General features: G+C 70.7%; 16 protein-coding genes. 7 read left to right on the top strand and 9 right to left on the bottom strand.

Translation table 11 applies throughout. The features are described 5' to 3' along the window. Positions 1-3 precede the first annotated feature (3 nt). From GA0070561_RS15970 to GA0070561_RS15955, 4 genes are all read left to right on the top strand, one after another. A complete protein-coding gene (locus GA0070561_RS15970; RefSeq protein ID WP_091401268.1) occupies positions 4-1116 on the top strand; it encodes an ATP-binding protein in 1113 nt (370 codons plus the stop codon). Then, a complete protein-coding gene (locus GA0070561_RS15965) occupies positions 1113-3947 on the top strand; it encodes a DUF5682 family protein (protein WP_091401266.1) in 2835 nt (944 codons plus the stop codon). The genes GA0070561_RS15970 and GA0070561_RS15965 overlap by 4 nt, the downstream gene beginning before the upstream one ends. 150 nt (positions 3948-4097) lie before the next feature. Continuing rightward, positions 4098-6416: a M64 family metallopeptidase gene (locus GA0070561_RS15960; protein WP_091401264.1), complete on the top strand. Its 2319-nt coding sequence runs from the start codon at positions 4098-4100 to the stop codon at positions 6414-6416. 171 nt (positions 6417-6587) lie between these two features. Continuing rightward, entirely contained in the window at positions 6588-6860 is a 273-nt protein-coding gene (locus tag GA0070561_RS15955; RefSeq protein ID WP_091401262.1) for a hypothetical protein, read from the top strand. A 424-nt stretch (positions 6861-7284) separates the two neighbouring features. On the opposite strand, the gene GA0070561_RS15950 is transcribed toward GA0070561_RS15955, so the two are convergent. Further along, positions 7285-8553 (bottom strand): Nramp family divalent metal transporter, encoded by a 1269-nt coding sequence (locus tag GA0070561_RS15950; RefSeq protein WP_091401259.1) that lies wholly within the window; start codon positions 8551-8553, stop codon positions 7285-7287. Positions 8554-8817: 264 nt separating this feature from the next. Here GA0070561_RS15950 and GA0070561_RS15945 point away from each other — a divergent pair, with 264 nt between their 5' ends. Genes GA0070561_RS15945 through GA0070561_RS15935 form a run of 3 tightly spaced genes read left to right on the top strand, consistent with a single transcriptional unit; the run spans position 8818 to position 11122 of the window. Next, positions 8818-9225, top strand: a complete 408-nt coding sequence (locus GA0070561_RS15945; protein ID WP_091401257.1) for a GntR family transcriptional regulator — start codon at positions 8818-8820, stop codon at positions 9223-9225. Between the two features lie 20 nt (positions 9226-9245). Next, the gene (locus GA0070561_RS15940; RefSeq protein WP_091401255.1) at positions 9246-10136 is read left to right on the top strand and encodes an ABC transporter ATP-binding protein; all 891 of its coding nucleotides are present in this window, start codon (positions 9246-9248) and stop codon (positions 10134-10136) included. Next, positions 10133-11122 carry an ABC transporter permease gene (locus tag GA0070561_RS15935; protein WP_091401252.1) on the top strand — a complete coding sequence of 330 codons (990 nt, stop codon included), beginning with the start codon at positions 10133-10135 and terminating at the stop codon, positions 11120-11122. Before GA0070561_RS15940 ends, GA0070561_RS15935 begins: the two co-directional genes overlap by 4 nt. A gap of 48 nt (positions 11123-11170) precedes the next feature. Here GA0070561_RS15935 and GA0070561_RS15930 read toward each other — a convergent pair whose 3' ends face one another. From GA0070561_RS15930 to GA0070561_RS15895, 8 genes are all read right to left on the bottom strand, one after another. After that, positions 11171-12259 carry a DNA glycosylase AlkZ-like family protein gene (locus GA0070561_RS15930; RefSeq protein WP_091401250.1) on the bottom strand — a complete coding sequence of 363 codons (1089 nt, stop codon included), beginning with the start codon at positions 12257-12259 and terminating at the stop codon, positions 11171-11173. Between the two features lie 70 nt (positions 12260-12329). Continuing rightward, positions 12330-13160 carry an ABC transporter permease gene (locus tag GA0070561_RS15925; RefSeq protein WP_091401248.1) on the bottom strand — a complete coding sequence of 277 codons (831 nt, stop codon included), beginning with the start codon at positions 13158-13160 and terminating at the stop codon, positions 12330-12332. Continuing rightward, positions 13157-14122, bottom strand: coding sequence for an ATP-binding cassette domain-containing protein (locus tag GA0070561_RS15920; protein WP_091401246.1), 966 nt, complete (start codon positions 14120-14122; stop codon positions 13157-13159). The genes GA0070561_RS15925 and GA0070561_RS15920 overlap by 4 nt, the downstream gene beginning before the upstream one ends. A gap of 173 nt (positions 14123-14295) precedes the next feature. Beyond that, positions 14296-15558 carry an ROK family transcriptional regulator gene (locus GA0070561_RS15915; protein ID WP_091401243.1) on the bottom strand — a complete coding sequence of 421 codons (1263 nt, stop codon included), beginning with the start codon at positions 15556-15558 and terminating at the stop codon, positions 14296-14298. Between the two features lie 113 nt (positions 15559-15671). Then, complete coding sequence (locus GA0070561_RS15910) at positions 15672-16775, bottom strand: substrate-binding domain-containing protein (protein ID WP_091401241.1); 1104 nt, start codon at positions 16773-16775, stop codon at positions 15672-15674. Between the two features lie 54 nt (positions 16776-16829). Then, positions 16830-18128, bottom strand: coding sequence for a multiple monosaccharide ABC transporter permease (gene mmsB / locus GA0070561_RS15905; RefSeq protein ID WP_091401239.1), 1299 nt, complete (start codon positions 18126-18128; stop codon positions 16830-16832). After that, the gene (gene mmsA, locus GA0070561_RS15900; RefSeq protein WP_091401236.1) at positions 18125-19672 is read right to left on the bottom strand and encodes a multiple monosaccharide ABC transporter ATP-binding protein; all 1548 of its coding nucleotides are present in this window, start codon (positions 19670-19672) and stop codon (positions 18125-18127) included. The genes mmsB and mmsA overlap by 4 nt, the downstream gene beginning before the upstream one ends. A gap of 546 nt (positions 19673-20218) precedes the next feature. Further along, the gene (locus GA0070561_RS15895; RefSeq protein WP_091401233.1) at positions 20219-21397 is read right to left on the bottom strand and encodes an alcohol dehydrogenase catalytic domain-containing protein; all 1179 of its coding nucleotides are present in this window, start codon (positions 21395-21397) and stop codon (positions 20219-20221) included. Between the last annotated feature and the right edge of the window lie 131 nt (positions 21398-21528).

Here is a 21528-nt window from a genome sequence, read left to right as displayed (position 1 = left end):
CTCATGTCCGAGATGCTGCGCGCCCCCGCCGAGGTCACGTACGCCGACGAACTGGACTTCCTCGAGTCGGTCGACACCGGCCCGAAGCCGTTCTCGTGGCGCCTGAGTCCGCGCATGGTCCGGCTGTTCGTCCTCGGCTCGGAACGGGCCGACGGCCTGTCCCGGGAGATCCCGCAGAAGTGGTTCGGCGACCGCAGTTTCGTCGAACGCGCCATCGTCACCCTTGCCTCGGACCGTGGCCTGCTGCTGATCGGCGACCCTGGTACCGGCAAGAGTTGGCTGGCCGAGCTGCTGGCCGCCGCGATCTGCCGCAACTCGACCCTGGTCGTGCAGGGCACCGCCGGCACGACCGAGGACCACATCAAGTACTCGTGGAACGTGTCCATGGTGATCGCCAAGGGGCAGTCCCGGGAGTCGATGATCCCATCGCCGATCATGACGGCGATGGAGCGCGGCGTGGTCGGCCGCTTCGAGGAGCTGACCCGCTCCACCAGCGACGTCCAGGACGCGCTGATCTCGATCCTGTCCGAAAAGTACGTCGCCATCCCCGAGCTGGACCAGGACAACATCGTCTTCGCCCAGCCCGGCTTCTCGATCATCGCGACGGCGAACAGCCGCGACCGGGGCGTCAACGACCTCTCCTCGGCGCTCAAGCGACGGTTCAACTTCGTCCGCATACCGGTGGTGACCAACAAGCGCAGCGAGGCCGAGATCGTCCGCTTCCGCACCGAGGAGCTGCTGCGCCGGCACCGCATCGAGCTGGACGTGCCGCCCACCCTGCTGGACATCCTGTTGCAGAGCTTCGCCGACCTGCGAGCCGGCGCAGCCTCGGCGACCAGTGACGACGAGAAGCTGGAATCGGCGCTGTCCACCGCTGAGCAGATCGGTGTCCTGGAGGACGCCATCCTGCACAGCCAGTTCTTCGGCGACCGCACCCTGCGCGCCGCGACCCTCGCCGGGTCGCTGGTCGGCTCGCTGGCCCGCCGCAGCCCGGAGGACCTGGCGATCCTCAACAAGTACCTGCACGGCGTGGTCGAGCCGCGGGCGCGCAAGGACGACGACGGGTGGGCGGGCTTCCTCGACGGCGGTCGCCAGGCGATCGCGTCCCTGTCGTGACCGCACCCACCGTCGCCGGCGCCTTCGGTGCGCTGCGCGAGCAGCTGACCGACGCGGCCGCCGCCTTCGCGGGCAGCCCCGACGCGCTCGGCGCGATCCTCTCCGGGATGGTCGAGGACGTCGACCGCGCACTCGGCGAGCGGCTGGAGATATTTCCGGTCTGCCACCACTCGCCGGCCTCCGCGCTCGCCATGGTGCGCCGGCTGCGAGCCAAGCAGCCCCGGGTGATCTACCTGGAGTTGTGCGAGGATCTCCAGCCGCTGCTCGGGGAGCTGCGCAACTGCCGCCTGCCGGTAGCGGTGCAGGCGTTCGCCTCCGAGCTGTCCGGCTTCCCCGCCGACTGGGGGCCGCTCAGCGTCGTCGCGCCGGTGACCGAGGCGTCGGCGGAATACCAGGCCATCGCGTACGCGCTGGAGACCCCCGGCGTGGAGCTGGTGCTGGTGGACCGCTCCACCGACCACGTCTTCCAGTGGTCACCGAGGGACCAGCCGACCTCCGACGCAGGCCCAGCCGCCGAGGGCGGGGACGTCGGGACGGCCGCGGTCACCGGCGAGGAGTCCGCGCTGCACGGCGACGCCGTCGGGGTGGAGATCGGTGACCTGCGACCCCGGTTCGCGGAGTTGGAGGCGTACCTGCTGCACCACGGCAAGGTGCGGCACTGGTCGGAATGGTGGGACCAGTACATCGAACGCCCGCTGGCTGACGCCGACCACGACACCTACCGGCAGGTGATGGTGCTGATCGGCAGCCTGTTCCGGCGGCTGCGCCCGACCGGCTCCGACCGGCTGGACCGTGACGAGGACCGCGAGCGGTACATGTGGACGCGGATGCGTCAGCACCTGGCCACCTCCGGCGTCGATCCGACCGACTGCCTCTACGTCTGCGGCGCGTTCCATGCCGCCAGCCGGGTCGAGCAGTTCGGGTTGGGCTCCACGGCCGACGATTTCGAGATCACCCCGCGCACCGGCACCCGTTGGCGGTACGGGCTCATCCCGTCCAGCCATTCCGCGATCGAAACACAGTTCGGCCTGGCGCCCGGCTCTGTGTCGATCGCGGCGGCGACCTGGACGAAGGCGGTGAGCCGGCACGGGCTGTCCCCGTACCGGCTGGACGGCCAGCGCACCTCGACCACCCAGAGGTGGCGGGGCCAGGCCCCGACGGCACCCTCCCGCGCCGCCGGGCCGGTCAGTGACCGGCTCACCGGCTTCCTCGCCGCGCCGCCCGATCTGAACGGCCTCGACGAGGCGGAGCTGCGCGGTTGGTGCGTCGACATCGTCCGGTTGGCCCGGCGCAACGGGTACCTGGCCAGCACCGCCGACGCCATCGCCGTCTTCGAGACCTCGGTCCTGCTGGCCGGGCTGCGCAACCGGGCCCGACCCACCCCCTACGACTTCGCCGACGCGGCGGTCACCTGCATCGAGAAGGACGTGGTACCAGGCCGGCGCGACGTCCGGCGGCTCTGCGAGATCCTGCTGGGCGGCGACCGGCTCGGTCAGGTCGGCTACGACGCCCTTCCGCCGTTGGCCCGCGACGTGCTCGACCGGCTTCAGCCGCTCGGCCTGGCCCTGGAGAAGCGAACCGTCCAGCGGGCGTTGCTGGATCTGACCGGCCAGCCGGAGCTGGCCCGCTGCTCGGACCTTCTGTGGATCCTTCGGCACCTGCTGCCCCCGGACGCGGTCCGTCCGATCATGGGTGAGCGTCGGCTCGGGCACCGCTCGATCCAGGAGAGCTGGGACCTGGCACTCGGCCGCAACCAGCGCGCGCTGATCGAGCTGGGCTACGAGGGGGTGACCGTCGAGCAGGTCCTGGAGCAGCGGCTGCGCCGGGCGGTACGCGGCCCCGACGCCACCGCCGCCGCTGCCCTAGCCGCCGTCGAGGACGCCATCCGGCTGCTCGACAGCCCGCGGCTGGTCGACGAGTTGGGTGCCCGGGCGGTCGACCTGCTCGCCGCCGAGCGCACCGTCGACGACGCCCCGGACGTGCTGCGCCGCGTCCGCCGCCTGCTGGCCCACTACCGGGCCACCTCGCCGACCCTGCCGGCCTGGTGCGAGGCGTTCGTGACGACCGGATACGCCCACTACTGCACCCTGCTGCCGACCGCCATCGCCGCCGAGGAGACGGAGGTCCGGCAGGTCGCCGCGATGCTCGGCTTCCTGTTCTCCATGGAGGGCCTCGCCCTGTCGCTGGGTTGCGACCGGTCCCAGTTGGAGCTGGCAGTGGCACAGGCGCACCCGACGGCGCCGGCGAAGGTCGCCCTGCTCTGGGCGGGCCAGCACCAGCTCGGTCTGCTGCCGCTGGCCGAGCTGCGGGCCCGGTGCGCCGAACTGTTGGGCAATCCGCTGGTGCTGCCGGCCTTCCCGCAGTATCTGGCCGGGTTCGTGCACGCGCTGGAGCCGGTGCCCGGGCTGGCGCCGTTCGTCGTCGAGACGATGTCGAACGCCTTCGCCCGGCTGCCCGACCCGGTCCTGCTGCCCTGGCTGCCCACCCTGATCTCGACCCTGCGGGATCAAGGGCCGGAGCTGGTCCCACTGCTGGTCCGCGAGGCGGGGCGCACCTTCCCGACTGCGCTGCCCGAGTTGGATTCCTGGGTGCCGCCGTGGATGGCACCCTCGTCACCCGCCCGGACGGTCGACGTCGCCGCGCCGCTGCGACCGGTGGGCGTACTGCTGGCCGCCCACCCGGAGGCGGTCGACGCTGTCGCCGCGCTGCTCGGCTGTCCGGGCGGGTGGCAACCGTTGCCCGATCCGCCCGCCGACCGGTCCGCGTTGTCAGCCCTGTTGAACGGGCACCCCGAAACCGCCGCGGCGGTGGCCGCACTCCTGGGGGTGTGACCGGCCTCGACGCCCATCGAGGGTTACCTGTCGGTGCACGGACCGGTACGGTCCGAGTTGTCCACTGTCACGGCAGGTCCGGACGACGGCGCCCCCGCCGGGCCCGGCGCCCGGCACCGCCAGGCCGACCGGCCATGGAAGGGGCGCAGGGTGCGGATCAGAGTGGGGTTGTGTGTCGCGGCGCTCGTCGCGGCGGGACTGACGGTCGGCACACCGGCCGCCGCCACGCCGGCCGCCGTCCCGGTGGCCGGCGCCACAGTGGTGCCGATCCAGGTCACCGGTGACCCGGCGACGCGATTCAACCTGGTGCTGCTGGGCGACGGTTACACCGAGGCCGACCTGCCCACCTTCCGAGCACACGTGGACCGGCACCTCAACACCCTGTGGACGATCGAGCCGTTCAAGTCCTACCGCAGCTACTTCAACGTCTACGCCGTGGAGATCGTCTCGGCGGAGTCCGGGGTGGACTGCGACCCCGGCCTGTCCGCACCGCGACGCGACACCGCGCTGGGCATGGGCTTCTGGGGTGGTTGCAACCCGGCGAGCGTGCAACGTCTGCTCACTGTCGACGGCACCGCCGCGAACGCGTACGCCGACCTGGCCGTCGGCACCAACCCCGGCAACCGTCAGTTGGTCGCGCTGGCCAACAGCGGCACCTACGGTGGGGCCGGTGGCAGCAACGCCACCGCCTCCGGCGGCAACGCGCTCTCCGCGCTGATCAGCCCGCACGAGCTGGGGCACTCGCTCGGCGGCTTGCAGGACGAGTACGACTACTACGGCCGTGGGGTGCCGGGCGACACCTACAGCGGGCCGGAACCGGACTCGGTGCACCACACCGTGCTGACCGAGCGGCAGATGCGCGACACCCGGGCCAAGTGGTGGCGCTGGCTGGGTGAGCCGAGCGAGGCGGGCGGAACGATCGGCCGCTACGAGGGCGGCCTGTACCTCCAGCGTGGGGTGTGGCGACCGAGCCGGCACTCGATGATGAAGTCGCTGGGCTTCTACTTCGACCAGGTCGGCCGGGAGCGGATGACCCAACGGATTGCCGCCCGGGTCGGCATCGTGCAGGGCGGCACGGCCACCGATCAGGCGGTTGGCGCGGACCGGTTGCTCTGGGTGGACACCCTGCACCCGGTGAGCCACGCGCTGACCGTGACGTGGTCGGTGGACGGCAGGGCGGTGCCGCGTACCGGCAATGCCCGCCACCTGGACCTGCGGAAACTACGGCTCTCTCCCGGCCGGCACACGGTGACCGCCACGGTGACCGACCCGACGGAGTTCGTCCGCGACCCGGCGGTCCGCAGCTCACCGGCGCTGACCCAGACCCGCGCCTGGACCGTGGACACCGCGGTGCGTACCCCGGTTGTGGAGTCGCCGCTGGCGATCACCGCGTCCACCACGACCGACCGGCCGGTCGGCGCGCACGATGTGGTGTACGTGCGGACCAGCCAGCCCACCGATCGGGCGCCACGCGTGCGCTGGACGCTCGACGGCAGGCCGGTGGCCGACACCGGCAACGACCGGGACGTGGACCTGGGCACGCTGCGCTTGTCGCGGGGTACCCACCGGCTGACCGCCCGGGTGGACGAGCCGGGCACCGGGAGGGCGGTGACCCGCACCTGGACGGTCGACGCGACGCGGCCCGACGTGGCGTACGACCTCTCCGAGCCGCTGCTCACCGTCACCCGGCCCGGCCGACCCACCGAGTACGTGTACAACGGCCCGTTCACCATGGGGTTGACCGGCACCGACGACGGCACCGGTCAGGTCACCTCGGAGTTCCGGCTCGACGGCGACGGGTGGCACAACTACTACGGCTGGCCCACCGATGCCCGATCGCCGTTCCTGTTCACCGCCACAGGCACCGACGTGGACGGCCTGGTCTACGGCAACCTCGGCTCGGGCGGCCTGTCCGTGTCCCCGTTCGCTGAGCGGTCTCCCGGGTACGGCCGGCACCGCGTCGAGTACCGGGGCATCGACGCCGTCGGCAACATCGGGTCGGCCCGCGCGTTCGTGGCCACGCTGATCCCGCCGCCACCGGCCTGCACCACAGTGGTCAGCGGCCGACACGCCGGCCCGCTGACCGTCACCGCCGGTGTCACCTGCCTGCGCGCGGCCACCGTGACCGGGCCGGTCACCGTCGCGGCCGGCGCGGCCCTGGTCGCCCAGGGCTCCTCGATCGCGGGGAACCTGACGGCGTCCCGTGCCACGGCCGTCGAGGTGCTGAACACCGAGGTACGCGGCGCGGTGGCGCTGACCGGCACCACCGACCACGTCACGATGGTGGGGGCCCGGGTGGCCGGGCCGTTGGCGCTGGCCGATACCGCATCGGCGCCCATCCTCGCCGGCGGCCAGGTGGGCGCGTTGGCCTGCTCCGGCGGCCCGACCCCGGTCGACCTGGGGGCACCCACCACGGTGCGGAATCCGACGGCGGCCCACTGCCGTCGCGTCATGCCGCCGACGGCATGACGATCAGCCTCAAGATCGGCGCAACTACCGGGACGTGCCGCTACCGCCACCGCGGAGGCAGCACGTCCCGGGAACTGCCCAGATCTCGACCAGCGTGGCGGCGTGAGTGCTGCGCTGGCGGGTAGGCAGCGGCCCGGCGGCATGTCGACACCCGCCGGGTGGGAGGCTCCGATGAGCACGTACCGGGACGAACAGGGCGGCACGTTCCCTCCGCCGGAGGCGGACGCCCTGGAACAACGGCAGGACGCGTTCGACGTCGGGCCGCCGGACCGGGTGTCGGGTGACGTGGACCCGGAGGCCGCCGAGGCCGACCTGGCCGAGCAGGGCGCTTTCCCGGCGGGCACGCTCGAGGAGGTGACGTCCCTGCCGGCCGACGCCAACCCGGCGGACGCCCTCGAACAACGTCAGGAGATCCCGGCCCGAGACGAGGGGCGTCGCACCTGACCACACCCGCCCCAACCGGCCTGGCCGAAGCCGGCTTCGGCCGCCAAGCGGCTCCGCCGCCAAGGCGCGGCTGCCCTCAGAACGGGCCCGGCCACCCGCAGGGCCCGGCCCACCCACCCGGGTCCGGCCCACCCACGCGGGTCCGGTCACCCACACATGGGTCCGGCCACCCACACAGCTGCCACCACTTACACGGATCCGGGCTACCCACGCGGGCTCCGGGCCGGCATGGTCCTCAATGAGTTATACCTGTGAGTCATTTTTATGACTCACAGGTATAACGTTCGCGAGAGTGTCCGGTCCCAGGCAGCCTGCCCGGCTCAGCCGACGACGCCGACCAGCCAGCTCAGCCAGCGACGCCGACCAGCCAGCTCAGCCAGCGACGCCGACCAGCCAGCTCAGCCAGCGACGCCGACCAGCCAGCTCAGCTGGCGACGACCTGCCAGAGGAGGAACGCGTTGAGCGCGACCACCAGCACGGCCACCAGGGACGCGGCGGCGGTGGTGAGCGGGTGGTTGACCAGGTTGCCCATCAGGTCGCGTCGGCGGGTGAAGGCGACCACCGGGATCAGCGCGAACGGGATGCCGAAGCTGAGGATGACCTGGGACAGCACGAGCGCCCGGGTTGGGTCGAGGCCGATGGCGAGCACGGCCAGGGCGGGCAGCAGGGTGACCAGCCGACGCAGCAGCAGCGGTACCCGCCGACGCAGGAAGCCCTGCATGATCACCTCTCCGGCGTAGGTGCCGACGCTCGTGGAGGCGAGCCCGGAGACCAGCAGGGCGACGGCGAACCCGAACGCGGCGGCGGTCCCGATGGTCTGCCCGAGCCCTGCGTGCACCCCCTCCAGGCTGTCCGCACCGCCCGGGCCGCCGCCCCGGAAGCTGGCCGCGGCGATCAGCAGCATGGCGAGGTTGACCGCGCCGGCCGCGCTCAGGGCGAGCAGCACGTCGGTGCGCTGGCCGCGGAACAGGATCCGACGCTCGGTGTCGTCGGCGGCGGGAATGCGGTCGCGGGTGAGCGCGGAGTGCACGTAGATGACGTGCGGCATGACGGTCGCGCCGAGAATTCCGGCGGCCAACAGCACGCTGTCCGTGCCCTGTAGGCGGGGCACCAGACCGGCCATGGCCGAGGCAGGGTCGGAGCCGGAGGCGAGCAGGTTTGCGGCGAAGGCCAGCACGATCACCCCGAGCAGGACGGCGATGACAACCTCGAAGGCGCGGTACCCGCGCGAGCGCAGGGCGAGCACGGCGAACGCGGCCGTGCCGATGATGATCCCGCCGGGCAGTAGAGGGATGCCGAAGAGCAGGTACAGGGCGACCGCACCACCGATCACCTCGGCCAGGTCGGTGGCCATGGCGACCAACTCGGCCTGCACCCACATCACCCGGTTCACCGGCCGGGGTAGGCGTTCCCGGCACAACTCGGGCAGGCTGCGCCCGGTGGCCAGACCCAGCTTCGCGGTGAGCGTCTGCACCAGCATCGCCATCAGGTTGGCCACCACCACGACCCAGACCAGCAGGTAGCCGTAGCGGGCGCCGGCAGCGGAGTTGGTGGCGAAGTTGCCGGGGTCGACGTACGCGACGGCGGCGACGAACGCCGGGCCGAGCAGGATCAACCGCCCACGTACGCGGCCCCGGGCGCGAGCGGCTTGTAGTGGAGTCGCCCTCGACGTCGTCAGTTCGTTGGTGACCACCGAACACCTCCCCGTCCACGCGGATCGCTGCCGGTCCCTTCCCCGCGGGCTGACCCTTGGGTGCCAAGCGGTGGCCTGCCGGTGCCACCAGGGTCACCGCCGCCGGACCCGTCCCGATGCGCCCGCCGACCAGGAAGCGGCGCGCCGGACGAGACGCGCCGCACCCGAACAGAACCTGCCGCGTCGGGCTTGACAGCCGGTGGACCACCGATGAAGCTGTCTATTAGTCCTACTGTCGTAGGACAACAGGAAGGATCATCGGGAGTGATCGAGTTTGTACTGGACAGCCGGTCGAAGGTGAACACCTACATGCAGCTCGTGCAGCAGGTGAAACAGGCGCTGCGGGTTGGCCTGCTGACGCCGGGCGACCAGTTGCCGAAGGTCCGGGACGTCGCGCAATCCCTGGCGATCAACCCGAACACGGTGCTGAAGGCGTACCGGGAGTTGGAGATCGAGGGTCTGGTCGGCGGCCGACCCGGGGTGGGCACGTTCGTCCAGCGCACCCTGGCCGGCGCGTCCCTGCCCAACCAGGCCGAGCTACGCGACGACCTGGTCGCCTGGCTGCACCGGGCGCAAGCTGCCGGCCTCACGGCCGAGGACGTCATCGCCCTGGTGGAGACGACGCTGCGCGCCACCCTCACCGACGACGCCCCGCACAAGGAGCACGCATGAGCGGAACGAGAGGACAACGGATGGACATGGTCTTGGAAGCAGACCGGCTCGGCAAGCGGTACGGCAGCACCTGGGCGTTGCGGGACTGCTCGCTGCATCTGCCGGCCGGCCGGATCGCCGCGCTGGTCGGGCCGAACGGCGCGGGCAAGAGCACGCTGTTGCACCTGGCCGTCGGGCTGCTCAAACCCGATGCGGGCACGGTCCGGGTGTTCGGTCGGTCTCCGTACGGCGACACGGAGGGCCTGGCCGACATCGGGTTCGTCGCCCAGGACACCCCGCTGTACCGGGATTTCACGGCGTCCGAGTTGGTCATCGCCGGCGGCAAGCTGAACAAGCGGTGGGACGCGGCGTTGGCCCGCCAGCGGCTGGCCCAGCTCGGCATACCGCCAGACAAGCCGGTCGGCAAGCTCTCCGGCGGTCAACGGGCCCAGGTCGCGCTTGCTCTGGCACTGGCCAAGCAGCCGCGGCTGCTGCTGCTCGACGAACCGGTCGCCAGCCTCGACCCGCTGGCTCGGCGGGAGTTCCTCCAGTCGTTGATGGGCAGCGTCGCTGAGTCGGGCACCACCGTTCTGCTCTCCTCGCACCTGCTGGCCGACCTGGAGCGCGTCTGCGACTACCTGATCGTGCTGAACGCCTCCCAGGTGCAGCTCACCGGCGCGGTCGACGACCTGGTCGCCGAGCACCGGCAACTCGTCGGGCCGCGCCACGACGGCGGCGCAATCGGGGGCGTCGCCGCAGTGGTCCGGGCCAGCCACACCGATCGGCAGTCCACGTTGCTGGTCCGCACCGACGGGCCGGTCACCGATCCGGCCTGGACGGTCCGCGAGGTCAGCCTGGAGGACGTCGTGCTGGCCTATCTGGCCGACGGCACCACGAAGACCAATCACAGCGAGTGGGGGGTAGCGGCATGATCTGGTTGACCTGGCGGCAACACCGCAAGCAGGCGCTCTACACCCTGCTGGGGTTCGCGGTGCTGGCCGCCGTGCTGGTGCCGATCGGTTTGTCGATGCGGACCACCTTCGCCGACCTCGGGCTGACGGACTGCGTCAACCAGCTCGCCCGTGCCGACGTGGCGCAGACGACCCGCGAGACGTGCGATGCGGGCTTCCACCGCTTCACCAACCAGTACGGCAGCCTCAACCTGCTGGCCGTACTCCTGATCACCCTGCCGGTGCTTGTCGGTCTGTTCTGGGGAGCCCCGCTGGTCGCCCGCGAGGTCGAGCAGGGCACGCACCGGTTCGTCTGGACCCAGGGTGTCGGCCGGAACCAGTGGGCCCTTGTGAAGTTCGGCCTGGTCGGCGCGGGCGTGCTGGTCCTCGCGGTCGGCTACGGGCTGGGCATGTCCTGGTGGGTCGAGCCGCTCACCCAGACCGCGCGCGAGGGCCGGTTCGGTCTGATCGTCTTCGACCTGCAGGGTGTCGTCCCGATCGGTTACACCCTCTTCGCCGTGGCGCTCGGCATCTTCGCCGGCACCGTGTGGAAACGGATGCTGCCTGCCATGGGCATCACCCTCGCCGGGTTCATCGGCGTTCGGGCGGCGATCGCGGTCCTGGCCCGACCGCACTACCAGCCGGCCCTCACCCAGACATTCCCGATCGACGGGGGCGGGATACCGGAGGGGGACCGGGGCGACTGGGTCCTCTCCGTGGGCATCCGCAACGCCGACGGGGCGATGGTGGCGGAGGACACCCGGATCCAGTGCCCGCCGGGTGGCAAGGGCCCGGACGGCCGTGCCTGCGGCGCCGAACTGGGCCTCAAGCCGGGCGCGTACAACTGGGAGCTGTACCAGCCGGCGGATCGGTTCTGGCTGTTCCAGGGCATCGAGACGGGCATCTTCGTCGCCCTCGCCCTGCTCCTGGTCTACCTGGCTGTGCGTCGGGTCCGCCGGATCGCCTAGCTGGGCGACGGGTGCTCGTCGGGGAGCGGGGGCCTCGGCGATCACCCGTCAGCGTGGGCGCTCGACGGTCAGCGTGAGCCAGGACGCAAGGTCGTGCAGCTCCTCGTGCACGGCCCGGGTCACCTCGGGGGTGAAGGGCACGTCCTCGTGGACGGCGTGCACGGTGAGCGTGCCGCGCCGGCGCTCGGCCGTGGCGTCCACCTTTCCGACCAGCCGATCCCCGTGCAGGATCGGCAGCGCGAAGTAGCCCCACCGCCGACTCGCCCTGGGCTTGTACATCTCCAGCACGTACTCGTACTCGAAGAGGTCGGCGAGGCGGACCCGGTCGTGCACCAGCCGGTCGAACGGCGACAACAGCGCCGTACGCCCGGTGAAGGGCTGACCGAGCGCGGTCGGGTCCACGCGCCACTCCCCCGCGACGCCCTCGATGACCGCTGGCTCGCCGGCGTCACCGACCTCGGCCGGCTCGCCGGGCACGACCACCGCCTTCTCCCGAGCGATGCCCAGCGCCCGCAGCCGTCGCTCGTTGCGAAGTCGGCGCGCCTGCTCCAGCTCGATGACGGGGACGTCGGCCGGGTAGACCCGCTCGGCCACGTCCCAGAGCCGCTGTCGGCCCTGGCGGCCGGCGATCGCGACCTCGCCGCGCAGGACCAGGAACTCCAGCATCTGGGTGACGTTGCGGTTGTTGGTCCAGCCCGACGACGGCCAGGGCACGGCGCTCGTGTCCGGGATGTCGCGGGAGAGCAAAGGACCGGAACGGCCGAGCAGGTCGAGGACGTCTCGCCGGAACGAGTCGTTGGCGCGCAGCCACTCGCGGTGGCGCTCATGACCCGGTGACGCCGCCATCGCCGCGAAGAAGAGCCCCAGGTCGTCCATCGGTCGCACCATCGCCTGGTGCTCGAAGAGCGTCCGGTCCCGTTCGAGGGCCTCGCGCATCTGCGGGGGCTGGTACGACGAGCCGAGCCGGCTCCAGCAGACGAGGTCGGCGCTGGGCGCGACGGCGGCGGTCGGGTCGATCTGCACCAGGGTCAACTGGCGGACCACTGTCAGCAGGTCGGTCGGCCGCGGAGCGGCCAGCAGCTGGGCCCGGATGGCGATCCGCCGCGCCTGGGCCCGATCGAGTCGGTGCACACCCACGCCGGTGAGCCTAACGGCGACCACCGACACCGATCGGGCCCAGAGAGTCGAACCTCGCCTCCGCGCGGGCTCAGCCGGCCAGTCGTCGGTACCGGGCGACCGAGAGCGGCAGGAAGACCGCGACCAGGACGAGTGGCCAGAGCACCGCCAGCAACGGGTAGTGCTGCGCCGCCCAGGAGTCGCCGCCCCAACCGGGGTTACCGAACAGCTCACGGGTGGCGCCGACGGTCGCCGACAGCGGGTTCCACGCGGCCACCGCCCCGAGCCAGGCGGGCATGGTGGACGGTGCGACGAACGCGTTGGAGAGGAAGCCGAGCGGAAACTCCAGGGTCTGCACGGCCACCACGGCGGTCTGTCCACGGGCGACCAACCCGAGGAAGATGCCGACCCAGATCAGGGCGAAGCGCAGCAGCAGGATCAATCCCAGCGCCGCCAGCGTTGCACCGACCCCACCGTGTGCCCGCCACCCGATTGCGAGGCCGGTCAGCAGCAGGACCCCGAGGGTGACCACCGCGAACAGCATGTCGGCCACCGCCCGGGCCGCCAGCGGCGCCAGCGGTGAGACGGGCATCGACCGGAGCCGGTCGGTCACCCCGCGCTCCAGGTCCTCGGCAACGGCGATAGTGGTGAGGCTGATGCCGAAGACCATGGTCATCACGAACATGCCGGGCATCAGGAACTCTCGGTAGCTGCCACCGCCGGGCACCTGCAACGCGCCACCGAACAGGTACGCGAACATCAACACGATCAGGATGTTGAAGCCGAGCGAGGCGATCAGTGGGCCAGGATCGCGTCGCCACCGGGCCAGGCCGCGCCAGATCAGCGTGCCGCTGTCGGCCAGGAGGGCGGGCCGGCCGGGCGTCAGATCCACCGGCGGGGCCGACATGCTCGCCGCGCTCATGCCGCCACCTCGGCGGTCGCCGCCCGGTGCCCGGTGAGATGCAGGAACACGTCGTCCAGGGTTGGGCGGCGCAGCGCGACGTCCGCCACCGGGACGTTCACGGCGTCGAGCGCCCGCAACACGTCGACGAGCGCACCGGCCTGGTGACCGACCCGGACGCTCACCATCCGCCGGTCCACGTCGACCGTCGGTTCGTCGTCGGCCGCCCGGCGTATCTGGGCGACGGCGGCGGCGAGGTCGGTCGGCGCTGCGACGACCACCTCGATCCGATCGCCGCCGAGCCGGGTCTTCAGGTCGTCCGGAGTTCCCTCGGCGATCACCCGGCCGGCCTCGACCACCGAGATCCGGTCGGCGAGTTGGTCGGCCTCGTCCAGTTGCTGGGTGGTGAGCAGCACGGTGGTGCCGGTGCGTACCAACTCCCGGACCGACTCCCACACCTCGTTGCGGCCGCGCGGGTCCAGCCCGGTGGTGGGCTCGTCGAGGAAGAGGACCGCGGGGGCCAGGATCATGCCGGCCGCGAGGTCGAGCCGTCGGCGCATTCCGCCGGAGTACGTGCTGACCGGCTGCTCGGCGGCGTCGGCGAGACCGAAGCGTTCCAGCAGCTCGACCGCCCGTTGGCGGGCCCGGCGGCGACCCAGGTGGAACAGCCGGCCGAAGAGCACCAGATTCTGCCGGCCGCTCAGCGCCTCGTCGAGCGCGGGATGCTGCCCCACCAGCCCGATGCGGTAGCGCACCTGGTCGGGCTGGCGGGTCACGTCGAAGCCGGCCACCTCGGCACGACCCTCGTCGAGTCGGAGCAGGGTGGAGAGGATCCGTACCGAGGTGGTCTTGCCGGCCCCGTTCGGGCCGAGCAGGCCGCACACCGTTCCCTGCGGCACCCGCAGGTCGAACCCGTCCAGCGCGTACCGGTCCCGATACCGCTTGCGCAGCCCTTGCGCCACTATCGCGTCGGTTCTTGTCATCAGAGCGCTCCCTCCCGAAACTGTCTGCCCGCACTATCGTACGACGTACGATAGCGTGTACGAGAAGCCGCAATGAAGGCCAGATCGAGTGGGGCAGGGTGGGGCCAGCGGCAATGGTCGCGGCCGACGTCGGGTCACTTCCGGAGCCACGCGGCACCGGCGGGGAGTTGCGGCTACGCGGGCTCGGCGGTCCCGACCTGGCCCGCGACGCCGACGTTCAACGGGTCGGCCAGGAGTTTGTCGAACGCCAACTCGGCGGCGCCGATCAGGACGGCGTCGCGCCCGAGCGCCGCCGCGCGCAACCGCAGGTGCTCGCGGGAGGCGGGCAGTGGCATGGTGTCGAGCCGGTCCCGGACCACGTCCGCACCGGCGGTGAAGATGTCGCGCAGCGAGCCACCGAACACCACGGCGTCCGGGTTGACCACGTTGACCAGGTTCGCCACGCCGAAGCCGAGCCAGTCCGCCACCTGCTCGACCGCCGCGCGGGCGGTCGGGTCGCCCTCCGCCGCGGCGCGCAGCACCTCGGCCACCGCCGCGCGGTCGCTCGGGTCCCGGCCGGCGTGCCGCAACAGCGCGGCTTCGGAGATCTCGGTCTCCCAGCAACCGCGTGACCCGCAGCCGCAGGGCAGGCCGTTGGGGTTGACGACCATGTGGCCGACCTTGCCGCTGTGACCCCGGTGACCGATCACCAGTCGGCCACCGACGATGATCCCGGCGCTGATGCCCAGGTCGCCGTGCAGGTAGATGACGTCGTCGATGCCGACCGCGACGCCCCGGACATGCTCGGCCAGGCCGGCGATGTCGGCCAGGTCGCCGGCCACGAAACCGGGGCCGGAGCTGAACTCCGCCTCCAGCGCCGCGCCGAGCGTCTCGTCGATGCTGGCGATCCGGAGCCTGCCGTCCGGGTCGCGGGTGGTGTCGGTGACCGCGGCGGCGCCGCCGACCAGCAGCGCGTCGCCAGCCACCGACCGTTCCATGTCACGGACCAGGTCGGCGAGGGGCCCGACGGCTTCGGTCGCCGACATGCCGCTGGGCCGGGGGATCTCCCGTAGATCGAGGATCTGCCCGCCGAGGCCGACCCGGGCGGCACGCAGCCGGTCCGCGTCGATGCTCAACGCGTGGGCGTAGACCCGGTCGGAGCGGGGGCTGACGACCAGTGAGGGGCGGCCGGCGCGGCGGGCGGTGGTCGGGGCCTCCTCGGTGACCAGGCCGCTGGCGACCAGGTCGGCCGCGAGGGCGCCGATGGTGCTTCGGTTGAGGCCGAGCCGGCTGGTCAGCTCGGCGCGGGACGTCGGTCCGTGCAGGTGGACGTAGCGCAGCACAGCGCCGAGGTTCTGCCGCCGGATCTCCTCCTGGCTGGCGCCGGGAACCGACGGCAGCGGGGATTCGGCGTTGCGGCCGACGCCGGCTGGCCTGGCCCGTACTGGTATCGCCACGGTCAGACCTCCTTCCGGGTCGAGGCCGGTTGGTGCGGGGGTGCAGGGACGACGATGGGTCCCGGTAGAGGAGACCCCGGGACCCATCGGCGTTACTACCTACCGTGCGGTGATTACTTGGTGAGCGGCGCGAGCTTCGGGTCGTTGGCGTACGCCTCAGCCGCGTTCGCCTTGGTGACGGCGACCGGCGGGAGCAGGTACGTGTCGACGACCTTGCTGCCGTTGTTGTAGGACTTGGTGTCGTTCACCTGCGGCTTGTCGCCGGCCTGGAGAGCCTTGACCATGTTGATGGTCTCCTTCACCAGGTTGCGGGTGTCCTTGTTGATCGTCATGTACTGCTCGCCCTTGACGATCGACTTGACCGACTCAACCTCGGAGTCCTGACCGGTGACGACCGGGGTCGGCTTGCCAGCACCCTTGACCGAGGTCAGGATGGCGCGGGCCAGCGTGTCGTTCGGGGAGAGGACGCCGTCCAGCTCCTTGTTGCCGTAGGTCGAGGTCAGCAGCTGGTCCATGCGGGCCTGCGCACCCTCGGCCTTCCAGCCCTGGATGGCGGTCTGCTTGACGTCCTTCTGACCCGAGGCGACGACCACGTTGCCCTTGTCGATCTCCGGCTTGAGCACGTCCATCGCGCCGTTGAAGAAGACACCGGCGTTGTTGTCGTCCGGCGAGCCGGAGAACAGCTCGATGTTGTACGGGCCGTTCGGCTTCTTGGCCTTCATGCCGTCCAGCAGGGCCTGGCCCTGGAGCTGGCCGACCTTGAAGTTGTCGAACGCCACGTAGTAGTCGAGGTCCGGGGTGTTCGTGATGAGCCGGTCGTAGGCGATGACCTTCACGCCGGCCGTGTGGGCCGCCGCGACCTGGGTCGACAGCTGCGCGGCGTCGGTCGCGCCGATGACGATGACCTTGGCGCCCTTGGTGACCATGGCGGTGATCTGAGCCTGCTGGTCGGCCACAGTGGTCGACGCGCCGGCGTACTGCACGTCACCCTGGAAGCCGGCCTCCTTGAGGCCGTTGCTGAACAGGTCACCGGCGAGGACCCAGTTCTCCGAGGTCTTGGCCGGGAGGGCCACGCCGATCAGCGAGTTCGCCGGGAAGCCCTTGGCGGCCTCGCCGCCGGAGCCGCTGTCGCCGTCGCGGCCGGAGCCGCAGCCGGCGAGGGCCAGCATGGCGGCGGCGCTGATGGCCACCACCGACGTGCCGAAGAATTTACGCATGGTGAGGACTTGCCTTTCTAGATGGTGAGGCGGGTGGAGAGGTCGGTGGCCGTGTCAGCCGGACACCGCTGCCTTGGCGGGCTCGCGCTCCGCGTCCGGCGGTGAGGCGGGTGGGGCGGAGTCGTCGCGGCGGAAGGGCCGCATCAGGCTCCCGATGATGGAGAAGCGCCCCTGGCTCTTGTTGTAGACGTCGATCGCGACGGCCAGCAACAGGACCAGACCCTTGATGATCTGGACGCGGTCGGTGCCCACGCCCATCAACTGCAGACCGTTGTTGAGCACGGCCATGACGAGACCACCGACGATGGAACCGCTGATGGTGCCGATACCGCCGGCGACGGCCGCGCCACCGATGAAGACAGCGGCGATGGCGTCCAGCTCCCAGCCGTTGCCGTCCTGCGGACCGGAGGCCGCCGAACGGGCCACGAAGATCATGCCGGCCAGCGCGGCCAGGACGGACATGTTCATCATGACGAAGAAGTTGACCCGCTTGAGCTTCACACCGGACAGCTCGGCCGCCCGGGAGTTGCCGCCCACCGCGTAGATGTGCCGGCCACCGGCCGTGTTGCGGGTGTAGAAGGAGTACGCGATGACCAGGACCAGCAGGATGATGCCGGAGATCGGGAAGCTGGTGCCGACGCGACCGCTGGCGAAGCGCAGCGCCGCGAAGGCGATCACGCCGACCATGATGGCCATCCGCAGGATGGAGATCCACATGGGTGCCGGGTCGGCGTCCATCGCCCGTCGGGTCTTGCGGGCCTGGATCTCGCGCCACACCACCGCCAACGCCGCGGCCAGGCCGAGCAGCAGCGTGGCGTTGTTGTAGCCGGTGTTCGGACCGAACTCGGGCAGGAAGCCGGAGCCGATCTCCCGGAAGCCCTCCGGCACCGGGACGGTGCTCGCGTTACCGATGAACTGGTTGCCGCCCCGGAAGAGCAGCATGCCAGCCAGGGTGACGATGAACGCCGGCACCCCGATGTAGGCCACCCAGAAGCCCTGCCAGGCGCCGATCACCGCGCCGATGGCGAGGCCGAACACGATGGCAGCGGGCCAGGGCAGGTCCCACTCGGTCATCGACTTGGCGACCAGGATGCCGGCGAAGGCGGCGACCGAGCCGACCGAGAGGTCGATGTGCCCGGCCACGATCACCATGAGCATGCCGATGGCCAGAATCAGAATGTACGAGTTCTGCTGGAACAGCGCGATCAGGTTGTCCGACCGAAGGGTGAGGCCGTCGGTCAGGATCTGGAACAGGACGACGATCGCCACCAGGGTGAAGATCATCCCGAACTGGCGAGCGTTGGAGGTGGTGCCTCCGAACAGGTTCTTCTGAAGGTCCTTCAATCGGCTCATCGGGTGGCCATCTTCTTCGTCGAGGTCATCTGCTTCATGAGGTTTTCCGGGGTGGCGTCCGCCCGGGCGATCTCGCCCGTGATGGCGCCTTCGAACACGGTGTAGATGCGGTCGCAGAGCCCGATCAGCTCAGGCAGCTCCGAGGAGATGACGACGACGCCCTTCCCCTGGTCGGCGAGCCGCTGGATGATGCCGTAGATCTCGTACTTGGCACCCACGTCGATGCCGCGCGTCGGCTCGTCGAGGATCAGCAGGTCCGGGTCGGTGAACATCCACTTGGCCAGGACGACCTTCTGCTGGTTGCCGCCGGAGAGCTTGGAGACGCTCTCGTCGACCGTCGGGGCCTTGGTCCGCAACTCCTTGCGGTACGCCTCAGCCGCCTGGTACTCCTCGACCTCGTTCAGGACGCCGTGGTGCGAGATCTTGGACAGCTTGGCGGCCACCGTCGACGTCTTGATGTCGTCGAGCAGGTTGAGGCCGATCGCCTTGCGGTCCTCGCTGACGTACGCGAGCCCGTTGTCGATGGCATCCGCCACCGACTTCAGCACGATCTCCTTGCCGTCCTTGATGATCGTGCCCGACTCGTACACCCCGTAGGAGCGGCCGAAGACACTCATCGCGAGTTCGGTGCGGCCCGCGCCCATCAGACCGGCGAAGCCGACGATCTCGCCGCGGCGCACCACGAAGCTCTCGTTCTTGCAGACCTGCCGGTCAGCGGAGATCGGGTGCCGGACGTTCCAGTTGCGGACCTCGAAGAAGACGTCACCGATCTTCGGCGTGTGGTCCGGGAACCGGCTGCTCAGCTCGCGGCCGACCATGCCCCGCACGATCCGGTCCTCGTCGACCCCGTCCGCCTTGACGTCGAGGGTCTCCACGGTCCGGCCGTCGCGCAGGATGGTGATCTGGTCGGCGATCGCCTCGATCTCGTTCAGCTTGTGCGAGATCATGATCGAGGTGATGCCACGGGAGCGGAACCCACGCAGCAGGTCCAGCAGGTGCTTGGAGTCGGCCTCGTTCAGCGCCGCGGTGGGCTCGTCGAGGATCAGCAGCTTCACGTCCTTGGCGAACGCCTTGGCGATCTCCACGAGCTGCTGCTTGCCGACCCCGATGTCCTTGATCAGGGTGTCCGGGTCCTCTTCCAGACCGACCCGGGCCATCAGGTCCAGCGCCATCCGGTTCGCGGCCTTCCAGTCGATCGCGCCCCGCTTGCGCGGTTCGTTGCCGAGGAAGATGTTCTCGGCGATCGACATCCCTGGAATGAGCGCGAGCTCCTGGTGGATGATCACGATGCCGGCGTTCTCACTGGCCCGGATGTCGGAGAACTTGCTCTCCGACCCCTGGTAAATGATCTTGCCGTCGTAGGTGCCGTGCGGGTACACCCCGCTGAGCACCTTCATCAGGGTGGACTTGCCCGCGCCGTTCTCGCCGCAGATGGCATGGATCTCGCCGGCGCGAACCACCAGGTTGACGTCGGAGAGGGCCTTGACTCCGGGAAACTCCTTGGTGATGGAGCGCATCTCAAGGAGGATGGGCACGTCGCTCATCGCTCGTACCACCTCGCCAACGTCATCGGTTGCCTCCGGAAGGTTGAACCTTCACTTGGTTTTGTTGTTGACGGCAACGTATTGCGGCCGGAGGGCCATCCGCAAGGCGAGGGACTGTTGAAAAAGTAACAATCCGGTAATATAGATGTCGCACAGTGTTCGCCCGCCACAGCGGCAACGACAGCCCCTCCCGGTACCCCAGGCCTGACCGCAGCACCCACGCCCACCTGCGACAACGCGCCAATCGACCCCGGCCGTTCCCGCAGCTTTCCCACCAGGAAAGATGCCGCTGGGACGGTGCATCCGGTAACGCAGCGCACACGCCATGCCATCGAATGATGGGAATCGGGCATCAGCCCAGCGCCGTACGCGAGGCGCACCGCGAGCCCCCTGGCGGCTGATGTGACCCACGCCTCTACCGGCGGTACGCATCGACGGCCACCATCCTGGAGCGACCTGCACCGGACGACGGGTCAGTGCCCTGCCGTCCCTTACGCGCAGTTCGTGACGGCACGCCGCGACCCGTAGGCCGGGGGCGTCGACCGGTCAGCTCGGGTGCAGCACCGCCTTGATCACGCCGTCTTCCCGCCGGTCGAAGTGGCGATACAGCTCGGGGGCGTCGGCCAGGGTGCCGTGGTGGGTGACGATCACGCTCGGCCGCGCCCGGCCCGCGACGACCAGGTCCCGCAACAGGACGGTGTAGCGGCGGTCGTGGGTGCGACCGAACCGGACCGCGACGCCCTTGCTGAACAGCGCTCCCCACGGCGCGACCAGGTTCTCGTGGCCGTCCGCGCCGGGCGCGGGGTGTGGATCCCGGTCCGGGTACACCCCGGCGACCGCGATCGCGCCAGCGGCGTTGACCAGCCGGGCCGCGTCGGCGATGACCTGGTTCGGACGCTCCCGGTCGGGGTGCTCCCGGTCGCGGGCCTGGAACCCGACCGCGTCGATGACCTTGTCGACACCGCCCAGTTTCTCCTCGCCGAGCGGCAACCCGGTCCGGGCCCGGTCGGCCCGGATCTGCTCGACCGGGTCGCCCCGGCGGAAGTCGATCGGCACGGCGCCGATCTCGCCGGCCTTGTCGAGTCGGGCGTCGACCCCGTCGACGCAGTACACGACGCGGGCACCTCGGAGCAGCGCCGAGTAGGCGCCGAGCAGGCCGATTGTGCCGGCGCCGAACACCGCCACGGTGTCACCGGGCCCGACCTCGGCGAGGGTGGTGGCGGCGTGCCACCCGGTGACGAACGCGTCAGCCAGCAGCACGAAGTCGTCCTCGTACGCGTCCCCCGGCTCGCCGGGCAGGGGTACGCAGTTGGCGTCGGCCCACGGCACCCGCAGCAGGTCGGCCTGCGCTCCCCGGTACGGACCCATCCCGGCGTACCCGTACGCCGCGCCCGGCCCCTCGGCCCGGGCTCGCAGGCAGGCCGCCGAGAGCCCGCGGGCACACATCACACACGTCCCGCAGAACAGGTGCGTGGGGATCACCACCCGGGTGCCCGGTCGGACGGTCTGCACCGCCCCGCCCACCTCCTGCACCACGCCCAGCGGTTCGTGACCGAGCACCAGGCCGGGCTCGGCGCTGGTGCGTCCGTCGTACATGTGCAGGTCGGTGCCGCACAGGGCGGTGGAGGTTATCCGCACGAGCGCGTCGGTCTCCGCCTCCAGCGTCGCGTCGGGCACCTCCCGCACCGCGACCGTCCGGACGTCGGTGTAGACGACGGCTCTCATCCCGGCTCTCCTGTTCGGCGGTGGAACGGCCGGTCTTCCCCCGACTGGGCAGTTCATGCCTGCCCGACCCAGCAGCCGACGACGGTGCTATCTTAGGGCCCCTAAGTTATTTCCTAGCGAAGCAAAGGTGC

This window comes from Micromonospora saelicesensis (assembly GCF_900091575.1).
GTDB lineage: Bacteria > Actinomycetota > Actinomycetes > Mycobacteriales > Micromonosporaceae > Micromonospora > Micromonospora saelicesensis.
The sequence above is the reverse complement of the archived record's forward strand: the minus strand, read 5'-3'. Positions and strand labels throughout refer to the sequence as shown.